Here is a 17213-nt window from a genome sequence, read left to right as displayed (position 1 = left end):
TTGTATTCAAAATAATAAGAAGTAATGATTGATAAAGCTATTGTCCACATGGACTTGGATTGCTTTTTCGTAGCTGTGGAAAGGTTGCGAGATTCAAAGCTTAATGGCAAACCTGTCATTGTTGGTGGTCTTTCAGATAGAGGTGTTGTAAGTGCATGTAGTTATGAGGCTCGTACTTTTGGGGTTCGCTCAGCTATGCCTATGAGAATGGCTCGTCAATTATGTACGGATGCTGTTGTTTTGAGAGGAGATTATGAAGCTTATTCACAGTATTCATCAATGGTTACGGACATTATTTATGAAAGTGCTCCCATCGTTGAAAAATCTTCAATAGATGAATTTTATGCCGACCTAACAGGCTTTGAACGTTTTTTGGGTACATGGAAATTTGCTTCAGAATTAAGACAAAAGATTATTACCGAAACGGGTTTGTCAATATCGATGGCATTAGCAACCAATAAAACCGTTTCAAAGGTGGCCACTAATGAAGTAAAGCCAGCTCGTCAAATTCAAATATTACAGGGAGATGAAAAAAGCTATTTAGCTCCACTGTCAGTTTCTAAACTTCCCTTTTGTGGCTCAGTTACTACCCAAACATTGAGAAATATGGGTATTCTGACCGTTGATACCTTAAGCCAAATGCCAGTTAAACTACTTCAAAACACTTTTGGCAAAACTGGAAAGCTATTATGGGAAAGAGCAAATGGAATAGATGATACACCGGTTATTCCTTATTCTGAACAAAAATCAAAGTCGAAAGAAATAACCTTGGAAAAGGATACAATTGATATTGTTTTTTTATCCAGATTGATTAGCAAATTGGCAGAGGAACTGGGCTATGATTTACGAGAATCTGGTTTTTGTACTTGCTGTATTACACTTAAAATTAGATATAGCAATTTTGATACATTAACAAGACAAATAAATGTAGCTCCAATTTCAGCAGACCATGACTTAATACATCATGCCATTGAACTATTTAAAAAGTTATTTGATAGAAGAATATTGATACGACTTATTGGGATTAGGGCATCTAAATTAGTACGTGGGCAACAACAACTTTCACTCTATGACAACAGTGCTAAATTGGCTAGCTTATATGGAGCAATAGATAACATTAAAAACAGATATGGGACTGATTCAATAGGAAGAGCTTTTAACTTCGATTTAAACAAAAGAAAACCTGAGTAATTAATGTACTTAAACTGTCATACATATTTTAGCCTTCGGTATGGTACTATTTCGATAGAGTTATTAGTTGAAACTGCTGTTAAATTAGGGATTAAAAAAATCGCACTAACTGATATAAATAGTACTTCAGCAATTTTTGATTTTGTATCGCTTTGTAAAAAAAGAGGCATTGAGCCTGTTGTGGGGGTTGAGTTTAGGGTTGACGACAAGCTACAATTTATCTGTTTAGCAAAGAATCAAGAAGGTCTAAGTGAAATAAATGAGTTCAGAAATAAATATAATCTTTCAAAAGAGCCATTCCCCAACCGTGTTCCTTCTTTTTTAAATGTTTGTACAATTTATCCTTTAGAATGTAATGAATTTGTGTTAAATGAGAATGAGTTTATTGGTGTTCAACTACACGAAATACATCAACTTTATAAATATGACTACAAGAAATTTGTGGTAATTCATCCTGTAACTTTTTTAGATAAATTAGGTTATAACCTTCATCGTTTACTACGTGCTGTTGATGGTAATTGCTTGCTTAGTAAACTCCCAAAATCAAAGGAAGCAAAAGAACATGAATATTTTGTTACTCCAGACGAACTGATAAACCATTTTAAAAACTATCCAGAGCTTGTTGAAAACTCTAAAAAGCTAATATCAAAATGTGATTTTATTTTCAAATTCGATACTCCTAAAAATAAAAAATTCTATACCACTTCTAAAGCAGATGACCTTGAATTACTGAGAAAACTTACTAAAGATGGTTTGATTAAAAGGTACGGTGTAAATAATAAGGAGGCTCAATCAAGAATTGATAATGAACTTAGAATAATCGACCAACTTGATTTTTGTAGCTATTTCCTTATAACATGGGATATTATAAAATATGCACGCAGTAGGGGGTACTTCCACATAGGTAGAGGCTCAGGAGCAAATTCAATCGTTGCTTATTGTTTAGAGATAACCGATGTTGACCCTATTTTACTTGATTTATATTTTGAAAGGTTTATTAATCCAAGTAGAACCTCTCCCCCAGACTTCGACTTGGATTTTAGTTGGGATGAAAGAGATGAGATAATCGACTACACGTTTAAACGATATGGTGCTGATTATGTATGTTTACTTGCAACTCATGTAACCTTTCATTATTCATCTGCATGCAGAGAACTCGGAAAGGTTTTCGGGCTTCCCAAACATGAGATAGATGAATTGGTAAGTAGTTATAGAGAAAACCCATCAAATTCATACACAAGACTTATTCTTAGATATGGCAAGCTAATGGAAGATTTTCCTAACTATTTAAGTATTCATGCAGGGGGTATCTTAATAAGTGAAGAAAAACTAACAAATTACACATCATTGTTAGCTATGCCAAAAGGTTTTGTAATAGGTGAATTTGACATGTACACATGTGAGGATATTGGTTTTGCAAAGTTTGATGTTCTCTCTCAAAGAGGTTTAGGGCACATTAAAGATACAGTAGATTTAGTGTGGAAAAATAAGAGAATTAGTATTGATATCCATGCGATACAGGATTTCAAAGATGATGAAAACATCAAAAATCAACTCAAAAAGCATGAAACAATGGGGTGTTTCTATATTGAATCTCCTGCCATGCGACAACTCATTTGGAAGTTAAAATGTGAAGACTACATTACATTAGTAGCCGCTAGTTCAATTATTAGACCTGGTGTTGCCAGTTCAGGAATGATGGGAACTTTTATAAAACGACACCTCAATCCAGAGACTGTAGAATATATTCATACAAAAATGGAAGAACTGTTATTTGAAACCTATGGTGTAATGGTTTATCAAGAGGATGTGATAAAGGTTGCTCATAGTTTCGGAGGTTTATCATTAGCTCAAGCTGATGTACTTAGGCGAGGAATGTCTGGAAAATATCGTTCGAGGTTAGAATTCGATAAAATAGTTGAACAGTATTTTGAGAATTGTAAAAGATTTGGGTACGATGATGATATTGCTAAAGAAGTTTGGAGGCAAATACAAAGCTTTGCTGGTTATAGCTTTTCAAAAGCACATTCTGCAAGCTATGCTGTCGAAAGTTATCAAAGCCTTTACTTAAAAACATATTTCCCTCATGAGTTTATGGTTGGTGTTATAAATAACTTCGGTGGCTTTTATGAAACGGAGTTTTATATACATGAAGCAAAAAGAGTAGGTGCGATAATTGAGCTACCAGATATTAATGGTAGCAATTTACTGACAGACTTAAAAGGTAATATTATTACTTTAGGCTTCATACATGTCAAAGGGCTTGAAAAGATAACAATCAATCAAATAATTGGGCAACGCAATATTAGACCATTTAGCTCTTTTGATGATTTCTGTAAAAGAGTTTATATCGGACTTGAGCAAATGATTATTTTGATTAGGATTTCAGCATTTAGAATGTTTGGATATTCAAAAAAAGAACTGCTTTGGGAAACACATTTTAAAGTAAACAAAAAGAACACATTGCAAACTTCAGAATTATTTTATGTAGAAGACGTACATTATCAATTACCATCACTCTATCATCATCCTGCTGAAGACATTTATGATGAATTTGAACTTCTTGGATTTACTTTGCAAAAGCCATTTTTATTAGTTTTTCAAAAGCCAAATTGTGAATATTTTGCGAGTAATTTGTCAACTGGAATCGGGAAAGTTATTGAAATTTTGGGCTATTTAGTTAGTCTAAAACCAACAAGGACCAAAAAAGGTGAACGAATGTTTTTTGGGTATTGGGTTGATGAACAAGGAGAATTTTTTGATACAGTTCACTTCCCTAATGCTACAAAGATGTATCCGTTTAGAGGGAAAGGAGTTTATCATTTAAAAGGAAAAGTTTGTGTCGAGTATGGTCATTGCTCCATTCAAATAAATTGGATGCAAAAATTGCCATTTATAGTTGACCCACGAATGGAATAAGTATAATTTAATAAAAATGATATGTGCTATTACACACTACTCAACAGTAAGAAAGAGAAGTTAGAATTAGCCTTTAAGGCTGAATTCTATGAAGGTACAGAGTATGAGCCAAAATTATTGGTAAATGGATTTGATAATCCAAGAACTCCAATAATCATGAATGATAACCCTAGATTAATTGCGAATGTTTATTGGGGTTTAATACCTCATTGGGCATCAATTGAAAAAGCAAAAACTATTAGAAAAAAAACACTAATTGCCAGAGCTGAATCAATTAATGAGCTTGCTTCTTACAAAGATTGTGTAAATAGAAGGTGCTTAGTTATTGTTGATGGATTTTACGAAAGAAAATCTGAGAATAAGAAAGAAAACAGCATCAATTATATATTAAGATTAAAGGATGAAGATTGTTTTGCAATCGGCGGAATTTGGAGTTTTTGGAAGAATCCTCAAAAGCAGGGTAGTTACATTAGGTCGTTTGCCATTATTACAGTCCCAGCAAATCCTCTAATTGCTGAGATACAAAAAAATAATCAAAAAACTGAAAAGCGAATGCCACTGATTATTCCAAAAGAGCATTATCAAGATTGGCTAAATCCTGAAGCAAAAGATTTGGGATATATTATTAAAACCTTTGATGAGAGATTGATGGAAGCAAAGGTTGTATTTTAAATCTCAATGGATTATTTTATCTCTAACCAGCTCATCATTTTTTTATGGAATTATAAAAGCGATATTTGATTGGCAACGATTTTCAATGCAGGATTAGACAGATAAGTTTTTTAGTGAAATGCATCAGATGCTTGAAGATAAACCAAACGATTTATTACATTTCAAAAATTGTATCTCGAAAACGAAAGTTATTCACTTAATGAAAATAATATGATACCATTATATGAATAAAATGCAAGCATCTGAAGATCTACCACAAAAACTACACTAGTAGCACTCCTTTGAGATCCAAACATTCAAAAGCTTTAAATACAGCTTTAGCAGTCTCAAAAGAAAGAAAATCCTCGGCAAAAAAGCTATCTCTCCTTCGCTTTTTCTATCTTTACAATCACTTCATAATCAATACATTGAATTGATATTTTGTTATATTTTGTCGCAATAAAAGGTAGTTTTTGCGACAAAATATAGTATTCTTATCTTACTTCTGGCATAATCAAACACTCTATCATTTAAATCATTCAATTTAACAATTTCAACACCAGTTATTCTGTATATTAAAATAGAATTATATTTACCAAGCACTAAAAAAGAAATATGTCGTGAAGATTAGGTTTAATTAAACAAAAAATTGGAGATAAGATTCTTGGGCATTTTGAAGATTTTTATTCAATAAATTATTCGGATTCATTTTGATCTATGTTTGAATTCAATAACTTCGGAACGAACAATTTATTCTATATAAAAATAATAAATCAGATTAGTTAAAACAGGTATAAATACCTGATACTTTTACTGAAAAAGATAATCCAGACCTCTACTTTTCGTTTGGTGTAGAAACCTGTCCATGCCTTCCTTTTGTTATTTGGAGTATTTTTCTGAAGTAATTTCACAAATCTTTTTTGTTGAAAATAGCCAAGGCTCTCCACGCAGGGACTATAATCCACAGTATCAAAAGTACAATAGCGATAAATATTCCTAAGATTGAGCTAAAAAATTGCTGAAAGATAGCTCCAGTCATTCCCAAAAGTGCCGAAATATCGAGTTTCATCAATATAATAATACGAGCTAAGTCAGATGGATTGAGAGTAGTAAAAAATAAGGATGCTTTTTCTAAAGGATAATCGCTAAAAGACAACAAGGCTGTAAGTACAAATCCGTCGTAAACAATGCTAAAGTAAAACCATATTGCTAAGGCTATACCAATACCCTTTGCTTTGTCCTTGGTACAAACAGACGCTAACAATGCCAACGAAACAAAAACTAGCGTCAACAACAATCCACACAAAATTAGTGTAAGTCCTTTGGTTGTACCTTCTAATAAAATCGTAGGCAAGCCCACACCAATAACAAATGCTAAGCAAAGTGATATTCCTATACCTAAATATTGGCTCAGAAAAATTGTTTTGCGCCCTATAGGCTGTGCGGACAACAGCTCCAAAAACTCATAAGAGTTGTAAAATTGTATAGTTGTAAAAATAATACTTACTAAAGGGACAACCATCAAAATGATATTGAGCAAACTCAATAAGCCCTTGTTGGCGTCGGCTTCAAAACCAAAAAAAGCCAAACTTACCAATAACAGCAACAGCGTATAACTCATCACAAACTTGTTGCGAAGAATATCATAGATTACATATTTGATAACTTTATTCATGATTTCAGAAATTAGAAAGGGTTGTGAGTTTACCCACAGAAAGCGATAAATATTTTATTGGGCTTACTACCTAAAGCGCAACAATGCAAAACACAATTGATTTAATTATTGATATAAGTATCTGGTAATCAGAAACTAAACCCGAAAAAATCACTCCTATCTATGCACTTCTGTTTATACCCAGTAAGGTTGTGGAAGACTAGGACTTAATTTTACTTGCATGAGTCGAGCTATAATTTTGCTCAAACGCGTTTCGTCATACTCCTCCTTCAACTGACTTAGTTGCTTAAACAACTGTATTTGACCATCTTGGATATAAAGAAGATGACTAGATAGCTCTTCTAAGTCAGAAAGAATATGAGAAGTAAGTAGAATTAGTTTCCCTTTATTTTTTTCCTTAAATATCTTTTGCTTCAATATTTCACTAGCAAGGGGGTCTAATCCTGCTGTAGGTTCATCGAGAATTAATATTTGTGGATCAAATAAAAAGGCTAAAGCTGCACTCACTTTTTGTTTGGTGCCTCCAGAAAGAGTCCCTAATTTTTTTTCATAAATTTTTTCAAGCTCGAAATCTTTAATAATGTCAAAATCAAGCTGTTTGCTGTCTATAATACCTTTTCTAATATCGGTCATCATCTCAATAAGCTGACGAATAGATAAATTGGGGGGATAATGCCCTATCTGAGGCATATATCCTATTTTGGAGCGATAGGAGAAATCATGTTTAATATTCTGATTATCAACATATATAGATCCTGTATCTGGTATAACCATACCAAGCAAACTTTTGATAAGTGTAGTTTTGCCAGAACCATTTGGACCGACAATTGCCACAGCTTGTCCCTGCTCAAAGGTGAGAGCTATATTCTGTAAAACGGTATGTTTTCCGAATGTCTTGCTGATATTTTCAAATCTTATCATTGGATTATGATTTTTGGACGGTTACAGCTTTTGGGTTAAATGGTACTAGTCGAATAGGCTTCATTAGCGGAGATTCGTCTTTTAGGTTTTCAGGGGTAAGGCTAGGGATAATTTTTTCTATTTTATCCAAAAGACTAGCCGTAAAACTCCGTAATAGCATCATGGTTTGAGGAACCCTTTCGATAAGGGTCGAAAATAAACTCACGGGTCTATACGCTACATCCCCGATGCCATCATGATTGAGGTCGTAGCCATCATATTTTTCCCAATAATTCTTTGAGATAGTATTATATACAGAGTTTCCGTTGGTTGCTATATCAAAAGTATTAGCAATAAAATTGTTATTTTGAATCAAATTGTCATCGCAGCTAGCCTGAATTCTCATGGCGATACCATCATTCGAAAATTCATTTTGAGTGATATTGGTTCGGCTACACCCCTCAAGATATATTCCTACTGTGTTGGAAATAAACTGATTGTGCTGTATTTGACTATCCGAAATATCTTTCAAGAGAATACCATAGGCAGCGCCACCCCAATTATTTTTAAAAAGGTTACTTCGCATAGTAACATGCTTGGTGTACATGACTGCCACTCCTGCTCCATTATTCACAAACTGGTTTAGTTCGTAAGTATCGTTGTGTGAGAACATAAAATGTAAACCATAGCGAATATTTTGAGTGGTAAAGTTTTGGCGAATCAAAGAGTTGGTCACAAATTCAAAATAAATACCATCACGATGCCCCTGCACATAATTATTAGCAATCTGAATACTGTCACATTTCCAGGCATGGATACCATTGCCTGTAGTTTGCTCTTCTTTAGGATGCCCAATAACCGTATTGCCAAGCACTTGAATTTTGGTACAAGCCGATAGATAAACACCAAAGTAGCAATCTCTAAAATAATTATTTTTAATAGTCACATTACTGGACTCTAGCACTTTAATACCTGCCCAGTCGATTGAGCTGGTTTCGCCAACATGCCGAAATTCAATTTTACCGATATACACTCCCGAAGATTTTACCGTAATAATTTCGCCTTTATAGTTGGCATCAAAGATGGGGTAATTTTGTGGTTGAGACTCGCCACCAATCAAATAAATAGGTTTGTCAATAATAAGATTTGTAATATGATATATTCCTTTTTTGACAATGACACTATCATTTTTTGATGAATGAGCAACACTCTTCAATAACTCCGAAGTATTGTTTACTTTCCACGTTTTAGCAAAAGTTAGTTGTGAAAGTAAAATGAATATGACCGTTAGTTTTTTCATATCGAACTATTAATTAAACATTTCTTGGATTTGAGTCCACGAAAAAAACTTTATAGTTGCATCTTTTTCTTTCAATTTTTGAGAAAATTGAGGGCTTTTAAAAGCAGCCAAGTCTCCTCTCATGGGACTTCTGAATAGAGTGCCTTGTCCAAAAGTACCCTCTGTAACATTGATAAACTCTTGAGGATTATCAAAATTATTGACAACAAGATGTGCATAATCGGCAGAAGATGTATGGTTGGTTTTCATAAAAATAACCATACATCTTAAATCATCAAACTTAAAGACCTTACCTTTAGGAGTTACTAATTCGGTAGCATATTTGGAATCCATAATAGTCATTTTACACAAACCACAGTTATCTTTTCCATAATAGATGGGTTCTGTTTGGGTTGTACATGCCGACATGGCTATTCCAATGCAAAGTAGGATTATGATAGAAAATTTCATTTTAGCGATTGTATTTGAATTCATAAACAGTAGTACCAACACAGATTAAACCAAGTAGTATAAAAAACCAACCGCCTATATCAGGAATAGAGTAAGCGCCAAAGTTGAGGAGTTCTTTGTAGCCCAACATAGGAGGCTGATAAGACATACCAGGAACTTTTATGGCAGCATCTGGACTAAGATTATGTCCATATTCGTAACCCCATTTCCAATAGTCATACAGAGCCAAAACGCCTCCAAGAACAACAAGTATAAAAAAGCTCAGTAAAATTTTCTTACTTTTTGAAATAGCTGTTACAAGCCCCGCAACAATATAGAAACCAACACAATAAGGTAAAATTTTGAACTCAGGAAACATCTCTTCCTTGATATGTGCCATACCAATGTAGTGATTCAGACCATTGATAATATCAACTTGTCCTGAAAGTTTATTTAGCCAAATTTGCATAGATAGCCCTTCTGGATATTGTGGTGCCCATAAGTCAATGCGCCACAAGGGAGTAAAATAGGTGGCTATTAACCCAAGCGCACCTAGAGCTATAAGAACTTGAGAGATTTTACTAAGTGGCTTCATTTTTTGATGATTTTGAAGTCTATGAGCCTATTACAGCTCATAGACTAGTTATTTTACAAAGTGAATTGGCGCTTGCTATTTTTTAGCTACTTTTTGTTCAGCCTCAGCAACAGGATTTTTGCCAGTACCCCATGTTAATGGCACGTTACTTCCTGCGGGAGAGACTCTTACGTATCCTTGCATTTCTTGGTGCAATGCCGAACAAAAATCAGTACAATACATTGGGGTTACACCTACTTTGGTAGGAATCCATTTGAGGGTTTGGGTTTCGCCAGGCATAATCAATAGCTCAGCATTGAGTGCTCCTCTGATAGCAAAGCCATGTGGCACATCCCAATCTTGTTCAAGGTTGGTTACATGGAAATACACTACATCTCCCATTTTTACACCTTCGATATTGTCAGGAGTAAAGTGCGAACGAATGGCAGTCATGTACACGTGTACCTCATTACCTTTGCGTACTACTTTAGCTTCTTTTTCGCCTTTGGCAGCATATGGGTGTGCATTTTCTTCTATTTTGAAAATTTTGGTTGAGTTTTTCTCAATCAAACTAGCAGGTATAGATTCGGCATAGTGTGGCTCTCCTGTGGTTGGGAAATCGAGTAATAACTTCATTTTATCTCCCGATATATCATATAACTGAGCCGATTGCGCTAGTTCAGGGCCTGTTGGCAAATAACGGTCTTTTGTGATTTTGTTATAAGCTACTACATATTTACCCCAAGGTTTGGCTGTTGGTCCTCCAGGAATACTCAAGTGTCCAACAGAATAATAAGTTGGTACACGGTCGATAACTTCTAGCTTTTCGATATTCCAACGAACAAGTTCAGACGATACAAAAAACGAGGTAATGGCATTGCCTTTTCCATCAAATTCCGTGTGAAGTGGTCCTAAACCTGGTTTTTGTACTTCTCCGTGCAACACTGCATCGTATTTGAGTACAGGGATTCCGTCAAAGTTTCCATCAAAAGTTTTTGCTGCAATGGCTTTTTGCATTTTATCAAATGAAAAAACAGGAATTACCGCAGCCAATTTGCCCGATCCAACAATGTATTGTCCTGTTGGGTCTACATCACAACCATGTGGCGACTTAGGACATGGAATAAAATAAAGCATATCTGGACATTCTTTGGGGTCAAGCGTCATTACTTTTGTCATAATGGTTGATGTTGCCGAATGTACTTTGTCGCTATACACATTATGTGCATATTTAGCAGCTTCTTTTTTCCCTTTTCCTTGTGCTAGGTATTGTTCAGCTTTTTTCCAATTGACCGCCAGAATAAAATCTTTGTCTTTTTGTGAAGCATTTACCTCCAAAAGCGAGTTGGCTTGCTCAGTATTATAGGTAGAAAAGAAAAACCAATCTGCCGACTTCCCTTTACCAGCACGAGCCAAGTCGAAGCTTACGCCAGGTGTTTTGAGCTGAAACTTGATGCCCATGCGACCTGTATTTTTATCAATACTTACAAAACTGATATAACCCTTGAAGTTTTTCTTGAAAGAACTAATTGGTACATCAGCCTTGTCGTCGGGTGGTACCGAAAAACGAGTACCTGCAACAGCATATTCGGTATTGGCGGTAATAAATGGCGAAGAGTGATTACCGCCTGAGTTAGGCAATTCTATGATTTCTTCAGTTCTAAACGTTTTTAGACTGATTCGGGCTATTCTTGGAGTATTATTGCCATTAATAAATGCCCAACGACCGTCGTGAATACTGTTGGTAGTGGATAGGGCAATATGGTGCGAGTCGTCCCAAGGTACAAATCCATGTGAGGTGTTGAGCATAGGTTTGGTTTCTTCACTAAAACCATAACCATTTTCTGGGCTTTGAGAAAATACCGGAATAACTCTAAGTGTGCGTCCTGAAGGAAGCCCTATAATAGAAATTTGTCCATTAAAACCTCCCGAAACGATATTATAAAACTCATCGTGTGTGCCTGGCGCCACATATACTTTTTGAGCTGCGTCGCCTGCTAGTTCAGAACTGCCACTGACACCTCCTTTGTTGTTGGGTTTACAGCTGATTTGAGCAACTGCAATAATACCTACTGCAACTCCTCCTATAATAGACTTTAAGTTCATATTAAAAATGTTTTTATTTTTCGCCATCATTTTTACGCATCAATTCCAATACACTTCTTGCCTCTTTTTCAGTTATATTTTGGTTAGGCATACGTACCAAACATTGCTCTAACAGCTTTTGAGCCTCGGTATCTTTCTCTAACATCATGTCTACATTGGTAATCATATTGATAATCCAAGTAGGCTTACGTCTTTTGGTAACTCCCAACCAGCCTGGGCCAACCAAACGCTCATCAGTTAGTTTATGACACGAAGAGCACTTCATATCATAGATTTTTTGACCTTCGTCTACCATTAGCTGACTGAGCGGGTTTGTCAGAGCTATTTCTTTTACTTCTGTACCATGGACTTCTTCTTGCTGTTGAAGTACCGAATCACTGGTTTCGGGTTTTTCGGCACGTTGACTGGCGCCACCGCATCCCCAGAGCGTCAAAGTCACAATTGCGATAGTTAATAATGATGTCTTCATTCGGTAAGTAATTAAGATTAAATAAAAGATAAAAAAGTCTTTTATTGTGCAAATCTATATAGGCCTCATAAGATAAATTCTGATTTTTATTAGTTCTTATTTTGATATTAGTCATAATAGAAGATAAAAAAGTCTTTTATTTTTGTAGAAAATTTTAACTCAAATACTTTATGGAAACGATAAATTTTGATACTAAAACTGTAGGCGAAATAGTAGCCCATAACCCCAAAGCAGCAAGTGTATTTAGAAAGCTAAATATTGATTTTTGCTGTGGGGGCAATAAGAGCTTTACTGAAGAATGTAAGAAGAAGAAGCAAAATCCAGCAGAAATTTGGGAAGAAATAGAGTTGCTATCTAATACAGGAGACAAGTCTTTAGATTTTAATAACTTAAAACTAGATTTTTTGATTGATTATATCTACAATGTACATCATCAATTTTTGTATAAAAATTTACCCGAAATCAGATATTTTGTAGAAAAAGTCTATACCAAACATAAGGATAAATATGCTTATCTGACAGAATTAGCTACAGTTTATAAGATACTTGAAGAAGATTTATTATCGCATTTGCCTAAAGAGGAAAATGTAATATTTCCTTATGGCAAGTCACTCGTAACTGCCTCTGAGGAGCATGCCCATGTATCTCCTCCATTTTTTCGTACGGTCAAAAATCCAATCAGTATGATGAATAGCGAGCACGAAGAAGCGGGAGAGTTATTGTTCAGACTACGAGATATTACCAATAATTATACTCCTCCCGAAGACGCCTGTAATTCGCATATTGTAATGCTATCCAAATTAGAAGAATTAGATAGTGATTTGACGCAACATGTACATTTAGAAAACAATATTTTATTTCCCAAACTGACAGCACTCGAAAAAACAATATTAGAAAATTAATGAAAAAGTCAGTTTTAGTATTGCTTTTGCAGCCTAGTATATAATTCAATGTAAGTAATAGGAAAGATTAAATTAATAGTATATCTGAGGTGTAATTTGAATATAACCTTTTGATTATGAATACCTTAAATAACCAATATGCGATTAACTAATAACGTCTTCCTACTTACGTGTTAGTAATTAATAATGATACCCTCCATCATAAACATTAAGTCGTTATGATGGAGAGTATTATTATGCTATCAAAATAGTTATGGCAAGAAATAGTCTATAGATTCTACAGACTCGATATTCTCAGCACCTAGTTTAATATGTTTTTGGTGTTCTGGCGACTTACCATAAGCATCTTCTTCTTTCTGGCCTTCGAAAGTAGTGACATAAACATGTTTTACTTTTTTTGTGTTTTTGTCATCTTTAACAATTCCCCATTCATAACCTTTTACCATGGACAATTTAGATAAATTCTTGAATGAAATATCAACTTTTCGAATCAAGTCAATAGAAGTATTAGTTTTGAAAGTTACCACAACTACATGGCGTAGTAGTCCTTTGCTTGGAATTGCTTTTGATGTAGGTTCTGGGCCTTTTGTCCAAGTCAAACAGCCTGCAATGGCGATGATTTTGATGAGCATAGAATACAAATTATTAGTTAGTTTATTATAAAATTAAACTAAGGTAACTAGAGTAGTTAATATTGAAGTCATCTTGACTTTTTAATTTTCTTCAGTACTATAGCAATGAATGTAATGCGATAAAGTTAAAGCCCATACAACTTGAAGGCCTTGCATCCAAAGCGATTGCATAGAGACTATTTGGAGCAACCCTACAATGTCAACATCGGGCTGGAATCACCATTTGGGCCAAATCTAAACTAAGTCTTATAACCTACTGATTATCAATATTTTGAGGCAATTTTATTTCTAATGGTTTTTGATATTTCCAAGCCTTCAATTTTGCCATATCAAATCGTAACTCCTTGTCATTTAATAAGTTAGTAAAGTCATACTCCCCAATAAAGTTGATATGCTTCCAAGTAAGAGCGGTTGAATTCCTAACCGTTACTATTATCTCCTCAATTTCTTCCTGCTGCTCCACTTTTGAGAGTAAATCTGATAAATACAGATAGTTCCACAGCACAATAGCATTTTGAATGATACTTCGGCACAAAATAATGCGTTCTTGTTCCTCTTTGGTTGCAGCCTGAAACTCTTGATTTTGTCCAAAGAAGACCACCTTTGAAAAACGATTCATTAATTCTACGTGGCTCAATTGTTTCTCAATTGCCTGTCGTAAGGCTAAATCATCGTAGTATTTGAGAATAAAAATGGTTTGAATAATTCGCCCAAATTCTTTGAAAGCGGCTTCCAAAGGGTTTTGTTTGGCGTAGGAGTTTAACCGTTTGAATACTTGATAGGCAGTAGTCTTACCTAATTTTAACGATACCATCAGTCTCAATATATCATCCCACGAATCTATTATTTCATCTTTATCAAGATATTTTGTTGGTAGAAGTTGGTAGTCAAGTGCTGCATATTTCTTGAATGGTTCAAAACTGTAAAGCACTCTATCGGGTAAATCCATTAATCTTGGAGCATTGAACACATTCAAAAAATACATCATCCCAAAAACAATATCAGATGAGCCGTGTGTATCAGTTGAATGCGTGTCGGCTTTGATAACTGGATTTCCTAAGTGCATCTCTACCACGTTGATGTGTTCTCGTTCCGAAGCACTAATAACATTGATTTTAAAAACACTCATTCGCTCGTCAATAGCCGTATTGATTACTGATGCCTTGGTAAAGCCAGGATATTTGTAGGAGTAAGAGGCATTTAAAGAATCTCGTTTGACTAATATTTTTTGCCCATCGCTGGCAGTATGAATTTTATCAGATTCCCTCCTATGAATATCTGGTAAGGATAATGTATTCTTAAACTTAATAATGGCATCATTCACGTCTTGTAAGGCTTCTTGATTGAGATACCAATCGGCAATATGTTTCAAGCTATGTCCCTGTATTCCCTTGGCAATTCTTTCCATTTTATCAATGCCAACATTACATCCTTGGGCAATCAAGGTGGCAAAAAATGTTTCATCACTGGGACGAAACTTCTCTTGTATTTTGCCTTGATAACCAAATATATTCAAAAAAGGGCTAACTTTTTCAACTTCCGATAAAAGCGTTGAAACCGCCACAAACCGAACGGGTGTAAAATAATTAGAGATAAGTTGCGTATCTGGTTTTTCAACTTTGGGCGTTTCTATGTAAGGTTTCCCTTTCTTATTGATGCTAAAATAAGGATTTTCCCCTTTATTAATCTTTTGATTTACCTCATGAAAAAGAGTATCTAATTCCAATGCAAGGGATTCTATGACTACCTTTGGGTCGCTCCAAGTACTTAGGTCTGCATCCTGTAAGAGTTGCTTTCGGTTGAGTTGGAAATATTCTTTGTCAATTAAATATTCCTCTAAACTCCGATACCGATACGAATATACAGGAAATACCTCCCCTGATTTAATGCCATTTTCGAGAGCTTGGAAGAAGAACATTTTGTACAGTTTTACCTTGAATTTTTCTTTTTGAGTGTCTGTATCATAGGTAGTGAGAGCATCTTGTTCTGCATTTGAGAGCCACGAAATATCTTTGGGCGGTTTGGTTAATTTCCCTTTATTGCTTTGGAAATGGGTAATCGCTTGAAACAAAATGGGGTCGGTTGTTTCAGCATTAAAGGGTAAATGTTGAATAATCTCAGCCACCCTATTTGACAACCAAATACTACGTTTTTCCCAAATATCATGGAAAGTCTTTTCCTTACTTTTGGTTAACTCAGCTTCAATTAAAGCTACTAACGCTTCATCTTCGGGCTGTAAATCTGTATCAATTTCAAAGAGGTCTTCGATGAAATCTACTTTTTGTTGAGCATCATGGGGACTTTTGACTATGGTCTTGATGGCTTCAACTTGTTGCTTATAATCCTTACGAGAATCCACCAATAATTTCATAGCTTTTGTTCGCTGTTTGCGATTCTCGAAATAATCTTTCACCTCCAATCTTTCCGAATATTTCTTGGCTGAATTAACACATTGGAGGATAGTGTCCATGAAATAATCGTTCCTAATTCTGACTTGATGGATAAGAAAACAAAGTAAAAATAAGTATTTATCTGAGTGGGCCACTAACTTTTGGGTATCAGCAATACTTGCCCAATGGGCGTGATAATCAATGACAACATCCGTCAAGTTTAATTTTTTTACCAAAGAATCAAGCCTTACTAATCGGTCTTTTAAGGTTTTGAAAATAACCACATTTTCTTTTATATCCGAAGGTCTTAGGGACTGGATAACCGTTCTGAAAGAAGCTATTTCTGTTTTTTGATAACTTTTATCACGAAGGATGAATAAATCCAAAACTCCTCTATCTTGGTCTGAAAGGTGTTTGAATAGCGTTGCCGAAATCTCTTCCGATGAATCAATGAGAGCTTGAGAGATAGTCCTTCGATAAGTATCATAAGAGGGGGATTCTATTCGATTATTGAATAAGTATTCCTGAGATTTCCAGAGAACTTTTCGGGGTAATAATTGCTGGTCAATCAACAAACGAATCCGATGATTGAATTCCGTTTGTTTTTCTTCAAAAGAAGACCAGCCTGATAAAGCTAAGATTTTCAATCGGTGTTTATAGGATGCCTGATAACTATAATTGTCTTGAAAAATAGCAACTTTATTTTCCCAATCTTTCCAACCCAATTGCTTAATTACGAATTCAATATCAGATTTGTGAAACTGATTTGCCCCATAAAATCGACCCGAATATTTGAAATACCCTAATTGTAAAATAAATCCAATTTTTGCATATCCATCTCTGAGCTCTTTGAACTCTTCATCGAAAGGCGATGGCAAGGAAAAGAAATAAGATTTTTCATCTAAATTAAGCAAGGGGGCTTGGTTGAATAAAATTACTTCTTTGGGTTGCAAAAGTTTAATCCGACTCATAAAGTTAAAATGATTTTAAAACGGGTCTCACAAAACGAGCATTCTATGAGAGTGAGACAAGCAATGATAAAAATACAAAAATACGCTATTATGCCGTCTCAAAT

General features: G+C 34.9%; 13 protein-coding genes. 4 read left to right on the top strand and 9 right to left on the bottom strand.

Annotated features, from left to right (window positions below; genetic code table 11):
* Nucleotides 1-24: 24 nt before the first annotated feature.
* Genes dinB through J2Y60_RS18385 form a run of 3 tightly spaced genes read left to right on the top strand, consistent with a single transcriptional unit; the run spans nucleotide 25 to nucleotide 4782 of the window.
* The gene (gene dinB, locus J2Y60_RS18395; protein WP_309922114.1) at nucleotides 25-1191 is read left to right on the top strand and encodes a DNA polymerase IV; all 1167 of its coding nucleotides are present in this window, start codon (nucleotides 25-27) and stop codon (nucleotides 1189-1191) included.
* Nucleotides 1192-1194: 3 nt separating this feature from the next.
* A complete protein-coding gene (locus J2Y60_RS18390) occupies nucleotides 1195-4110 on the top strand; it encodes a DNA polymerase III subunit alpha (RefSeq protein WP_309922116.1) in 2916 nt (971 codons plus the stop codon).
* A gap of 21 nt (nucleotides 4111-4131) precedes the next feature.
* Nucleotides 4132-4782, top strand: a complete 651-nt coding sequence (locus tag J2Y60_RS18385; RefSeq protein WP_309922118.1) for an SOS response-associated peptidase — start codon at nucleotides 4132-4134, stop codon at nucleotides 4780-4782.
* An 886-nt stretch (nucleotides 4783-5668) separates the two neighbouring features.
* On the opposite strand, the gene J2Y60_RS18380 is transcribed toward J2Y60_RS18385, so the two are convergent.
* The 7 genes from J2Y60_RS18380 to J2Y60_RS18350 all read right to left on the bottom strand — a co-directional run bounded on the left by J2Y60_RS18380 (nucleotide 5669) and on the right by J2Y60_RS18350 (nucleotide 12214).
* The gene (locus J2Y60_RS18380) at nucleotides 5669-6436 is read right to left on the bottom strand and encodes an ABC transporter permease subunit (RefSeq protein WP_166580163.1); all 768 of its coding nucleotides are present in this window, start codon (nucleotides 6434-6436) and stop codon (nucleotides 5669-5671) included.
* 174 nt (nucleotides 6437-6610) lie between these two features.
* A complete protein-coding gene (locus J2Y60_RS18375; RefSeq protein ID WP_166580162.1) occupies nucleotides 6611-7357 on the bottom strand; it encodes an ABC transporter ATP-binding protein in 747 nt (248 codons plus the stop codon).
* A 4-nt stretch (nucleotides 7358-7361) separates the two neighbouring features.
* Nucleotides 7362-8636: a nitrous oxide reductase family maturation protein NosD gene (gene nosD / locus J2Y60_RS18370; protein WP_166580161.1), complete on the bottom strand. Its 1275-nt coding sequence runs from the start codon at nucleotides 8634-8636 to the stop codon at nucleotides 7362-7364.
* A 9-nt stretch (nucleotides 8637-8645) separates the two neighbouring features.
* Nucleotides 8646-9086 (bottom strand): nitrous oxide reductase accessory protein NosL, encoded by a 441-nt coding sequence (locus J2Y60_RS18365; RefSeq protein WP_309922121.1) that lies wholly within the window; start codon nucleotides 9084-9086, stop codon nucleotides 8646-8648.
* 1 nt (nucleotide 9087) lies between these two features.
* Nucleotides 9088-9660 (bottom strand): hypothetical protein, encoded by a 573-nt coding sequence (locus J2Y60_RS18360; protein ID WP_166580159.1) that lies wholly within the window; start codon nucleotides 9658-9660, stop codon nucleotides 9088-9090.
* A 75-nt stretch (nucleotides 9661-9735) separates the two neighbouring features.
* Nucleotides 9736-11745, bottom strand: coding sequence for a Sec-dependent nitrous-oxide reductase (nosZ, locus tag J2Y60_RS18355; protein WP_309922124.1), 2010 nt, complete (start codon nucleotides 11743-11745; stop codon nucleotides 9736-9738).
* 13 nt (nucleotides 11746-11758) lie between these two features.
* Nucleotides 11759-12214, bottom strand: coding sequence for a c-type cytochrome (locus J2Y60_RS18350; protein WP_166580157.1), 456 nt, complete (start codon nucleotides 12212-12214; stop codon nucleotides 11759-11761).
* A 170-nt stretch (nucleotides 12215-12384) separates the two neighbouring features.
* Between J2Y60_RS18350 and ric the strand changes: the two genes are divergently transcribed.
* Nucleotides 12385-13116 carry an iron-sulfur cluster repair di-iron protein gene (ric, locus tag J2Y60_RS18345; protein WP_166580156.1) on the top strand — a complete coding sequence of 244 codons (732 nt, stop codon included), beginning with the start codon at nucleotides 12385-12387 and terminating at the stop codon, nucleotides 13114-13116.
* Nucleotides 13117-13367: 251 nt separating this feature from the next.
* Here the strand turns inward: ric and J2Y60_RS18340 are convergent, their stop codons facing one another.
* Both J2Y60_RS18340 and J2Y60_RS18335 read right to left on the bottom strand, forming a co-directional pair.
* Entirely contained in the window at nucleotides 13368-13748 is a 381-nt protein-coding gene (locus J2Y60_RS18340; RefSeq protein ID WP_166580155.1) for a Dabb family protein, read from the bottom strand.
* Nucleotides 13749-14001: 253 nt separating this feature from the next.
* A complete protein-coding gene (locus J2Y60_RS18335; protein ID WP_309922128.1) occupies nucleotides 14002-17109 on the bottom strand; it encodes a Tn3 family transposase in 3108 nt (1035 codons plus the stop codon).
* Nucleotides 17110-17213 lie beyond the last annotated feature (104 nt).

The sequence above is a fragment of the Arcicella sp. BE140 genome (assembly GCF_031456255.1).
GTDB classification, from domain to species: domain Bacteria; phylum Bacteroidota; class Bacteroidia; order Cytophagales; family Spirosomataceae; genus Arcicella; species Arcicella aquatica.
This window is presented reverse-complemented; position numbering and strand designations above follow the sequence as displayed.

Bases quoted from the DNA above. Each gene is read 5' to 3' on its own strand.
- dinB (WP_309922114.1), top strand. From the start codon at position 25: ATGATTGATAAAGCTATTGTCCACATGGACTTGGATTGCTTTTTCGTA.
- J2Y60_RS18390 (WP_309922116.1), top strand. From the start codon at position 1,195: ATGTACTTAAACTGTCATACATATTTTAGCCTTCGGTATGGTACTATT.
- J2Y60_RS18385 (WP_309922118.1), top strand. From the start codon at position 4,132: ATGTGCTATTACACACTACTCAACAGTAAGAAAGAGAAGTTAGAATTA.
- J2Y60_RS18380 (WP_166580163.1), bottom strand. From the start codon at position 6,436: ATGAATAAAGTTATCAAATATGTAATCTATGATATTCTTCGCAACAAG.
- J2Y60_RS18375 (WP_166580162.1), bottom strand. From the start codon at position 7,357: ATGATAAGATTTGAAAATATCAGCAAGACATTCGGAAAACATACCGTT.
- nosD (WP_166580161.1), bottom strand. From the start codon at position 8,636: ATGAAAAAACTAACGGTCATATTCATTTTACTTTCACAACTAACTTTT.
- J2Y60_RS18365 (WP_309922121.1), bottom strand. From the start codon at position 9,086: ATGAAATTTTCTATCATAATCCTACTTTGCATTGGAATAGCCATGTCG.
- J2Y60_RS18360 (WP_166580159.1), bottom strand. From the start codon at position 9,660: ATGAAGCCACTTAGTAAAATCTCTCAAGTTCTTATAGCTCTAGGTGCG.
- nosZ (WP_309922124.1), bottom strand. From the start codon at position 11,745: ATGAACTTAAAGTCTATTATAGGAGGAGTTGCAGTAGGTATTATTGCA.
- J2Y60_RS18350 (WP_166580157.1), bottom strand. From the start codon at position 12,214: ATGAAGACATCATTATTAACTATCGCAATTGTGACTTTGACGCTCTGG.
- ric (WP_166580156.1), top strand. From the start codon at position 12,385: ATGGAAACGATAAATTTTGATACTAAAACTGTAGGCGAAATAGTAGCC.
- J2Y60_RS18340 (WP_166580155.1), bottom strand. From the start codon at position 13,748: ATGCTCATCAAAATCATCGCCATTGCAGGCTGTTTGACTTGGACAAAA.
- J2Y60_RS18335 (WP_309922128.1), bottom strand. From the start codon at position 17,109: ATGAGTCGGATTAAACTTTTGCAACCCAAAGAAGTAATTTTATTCAAC.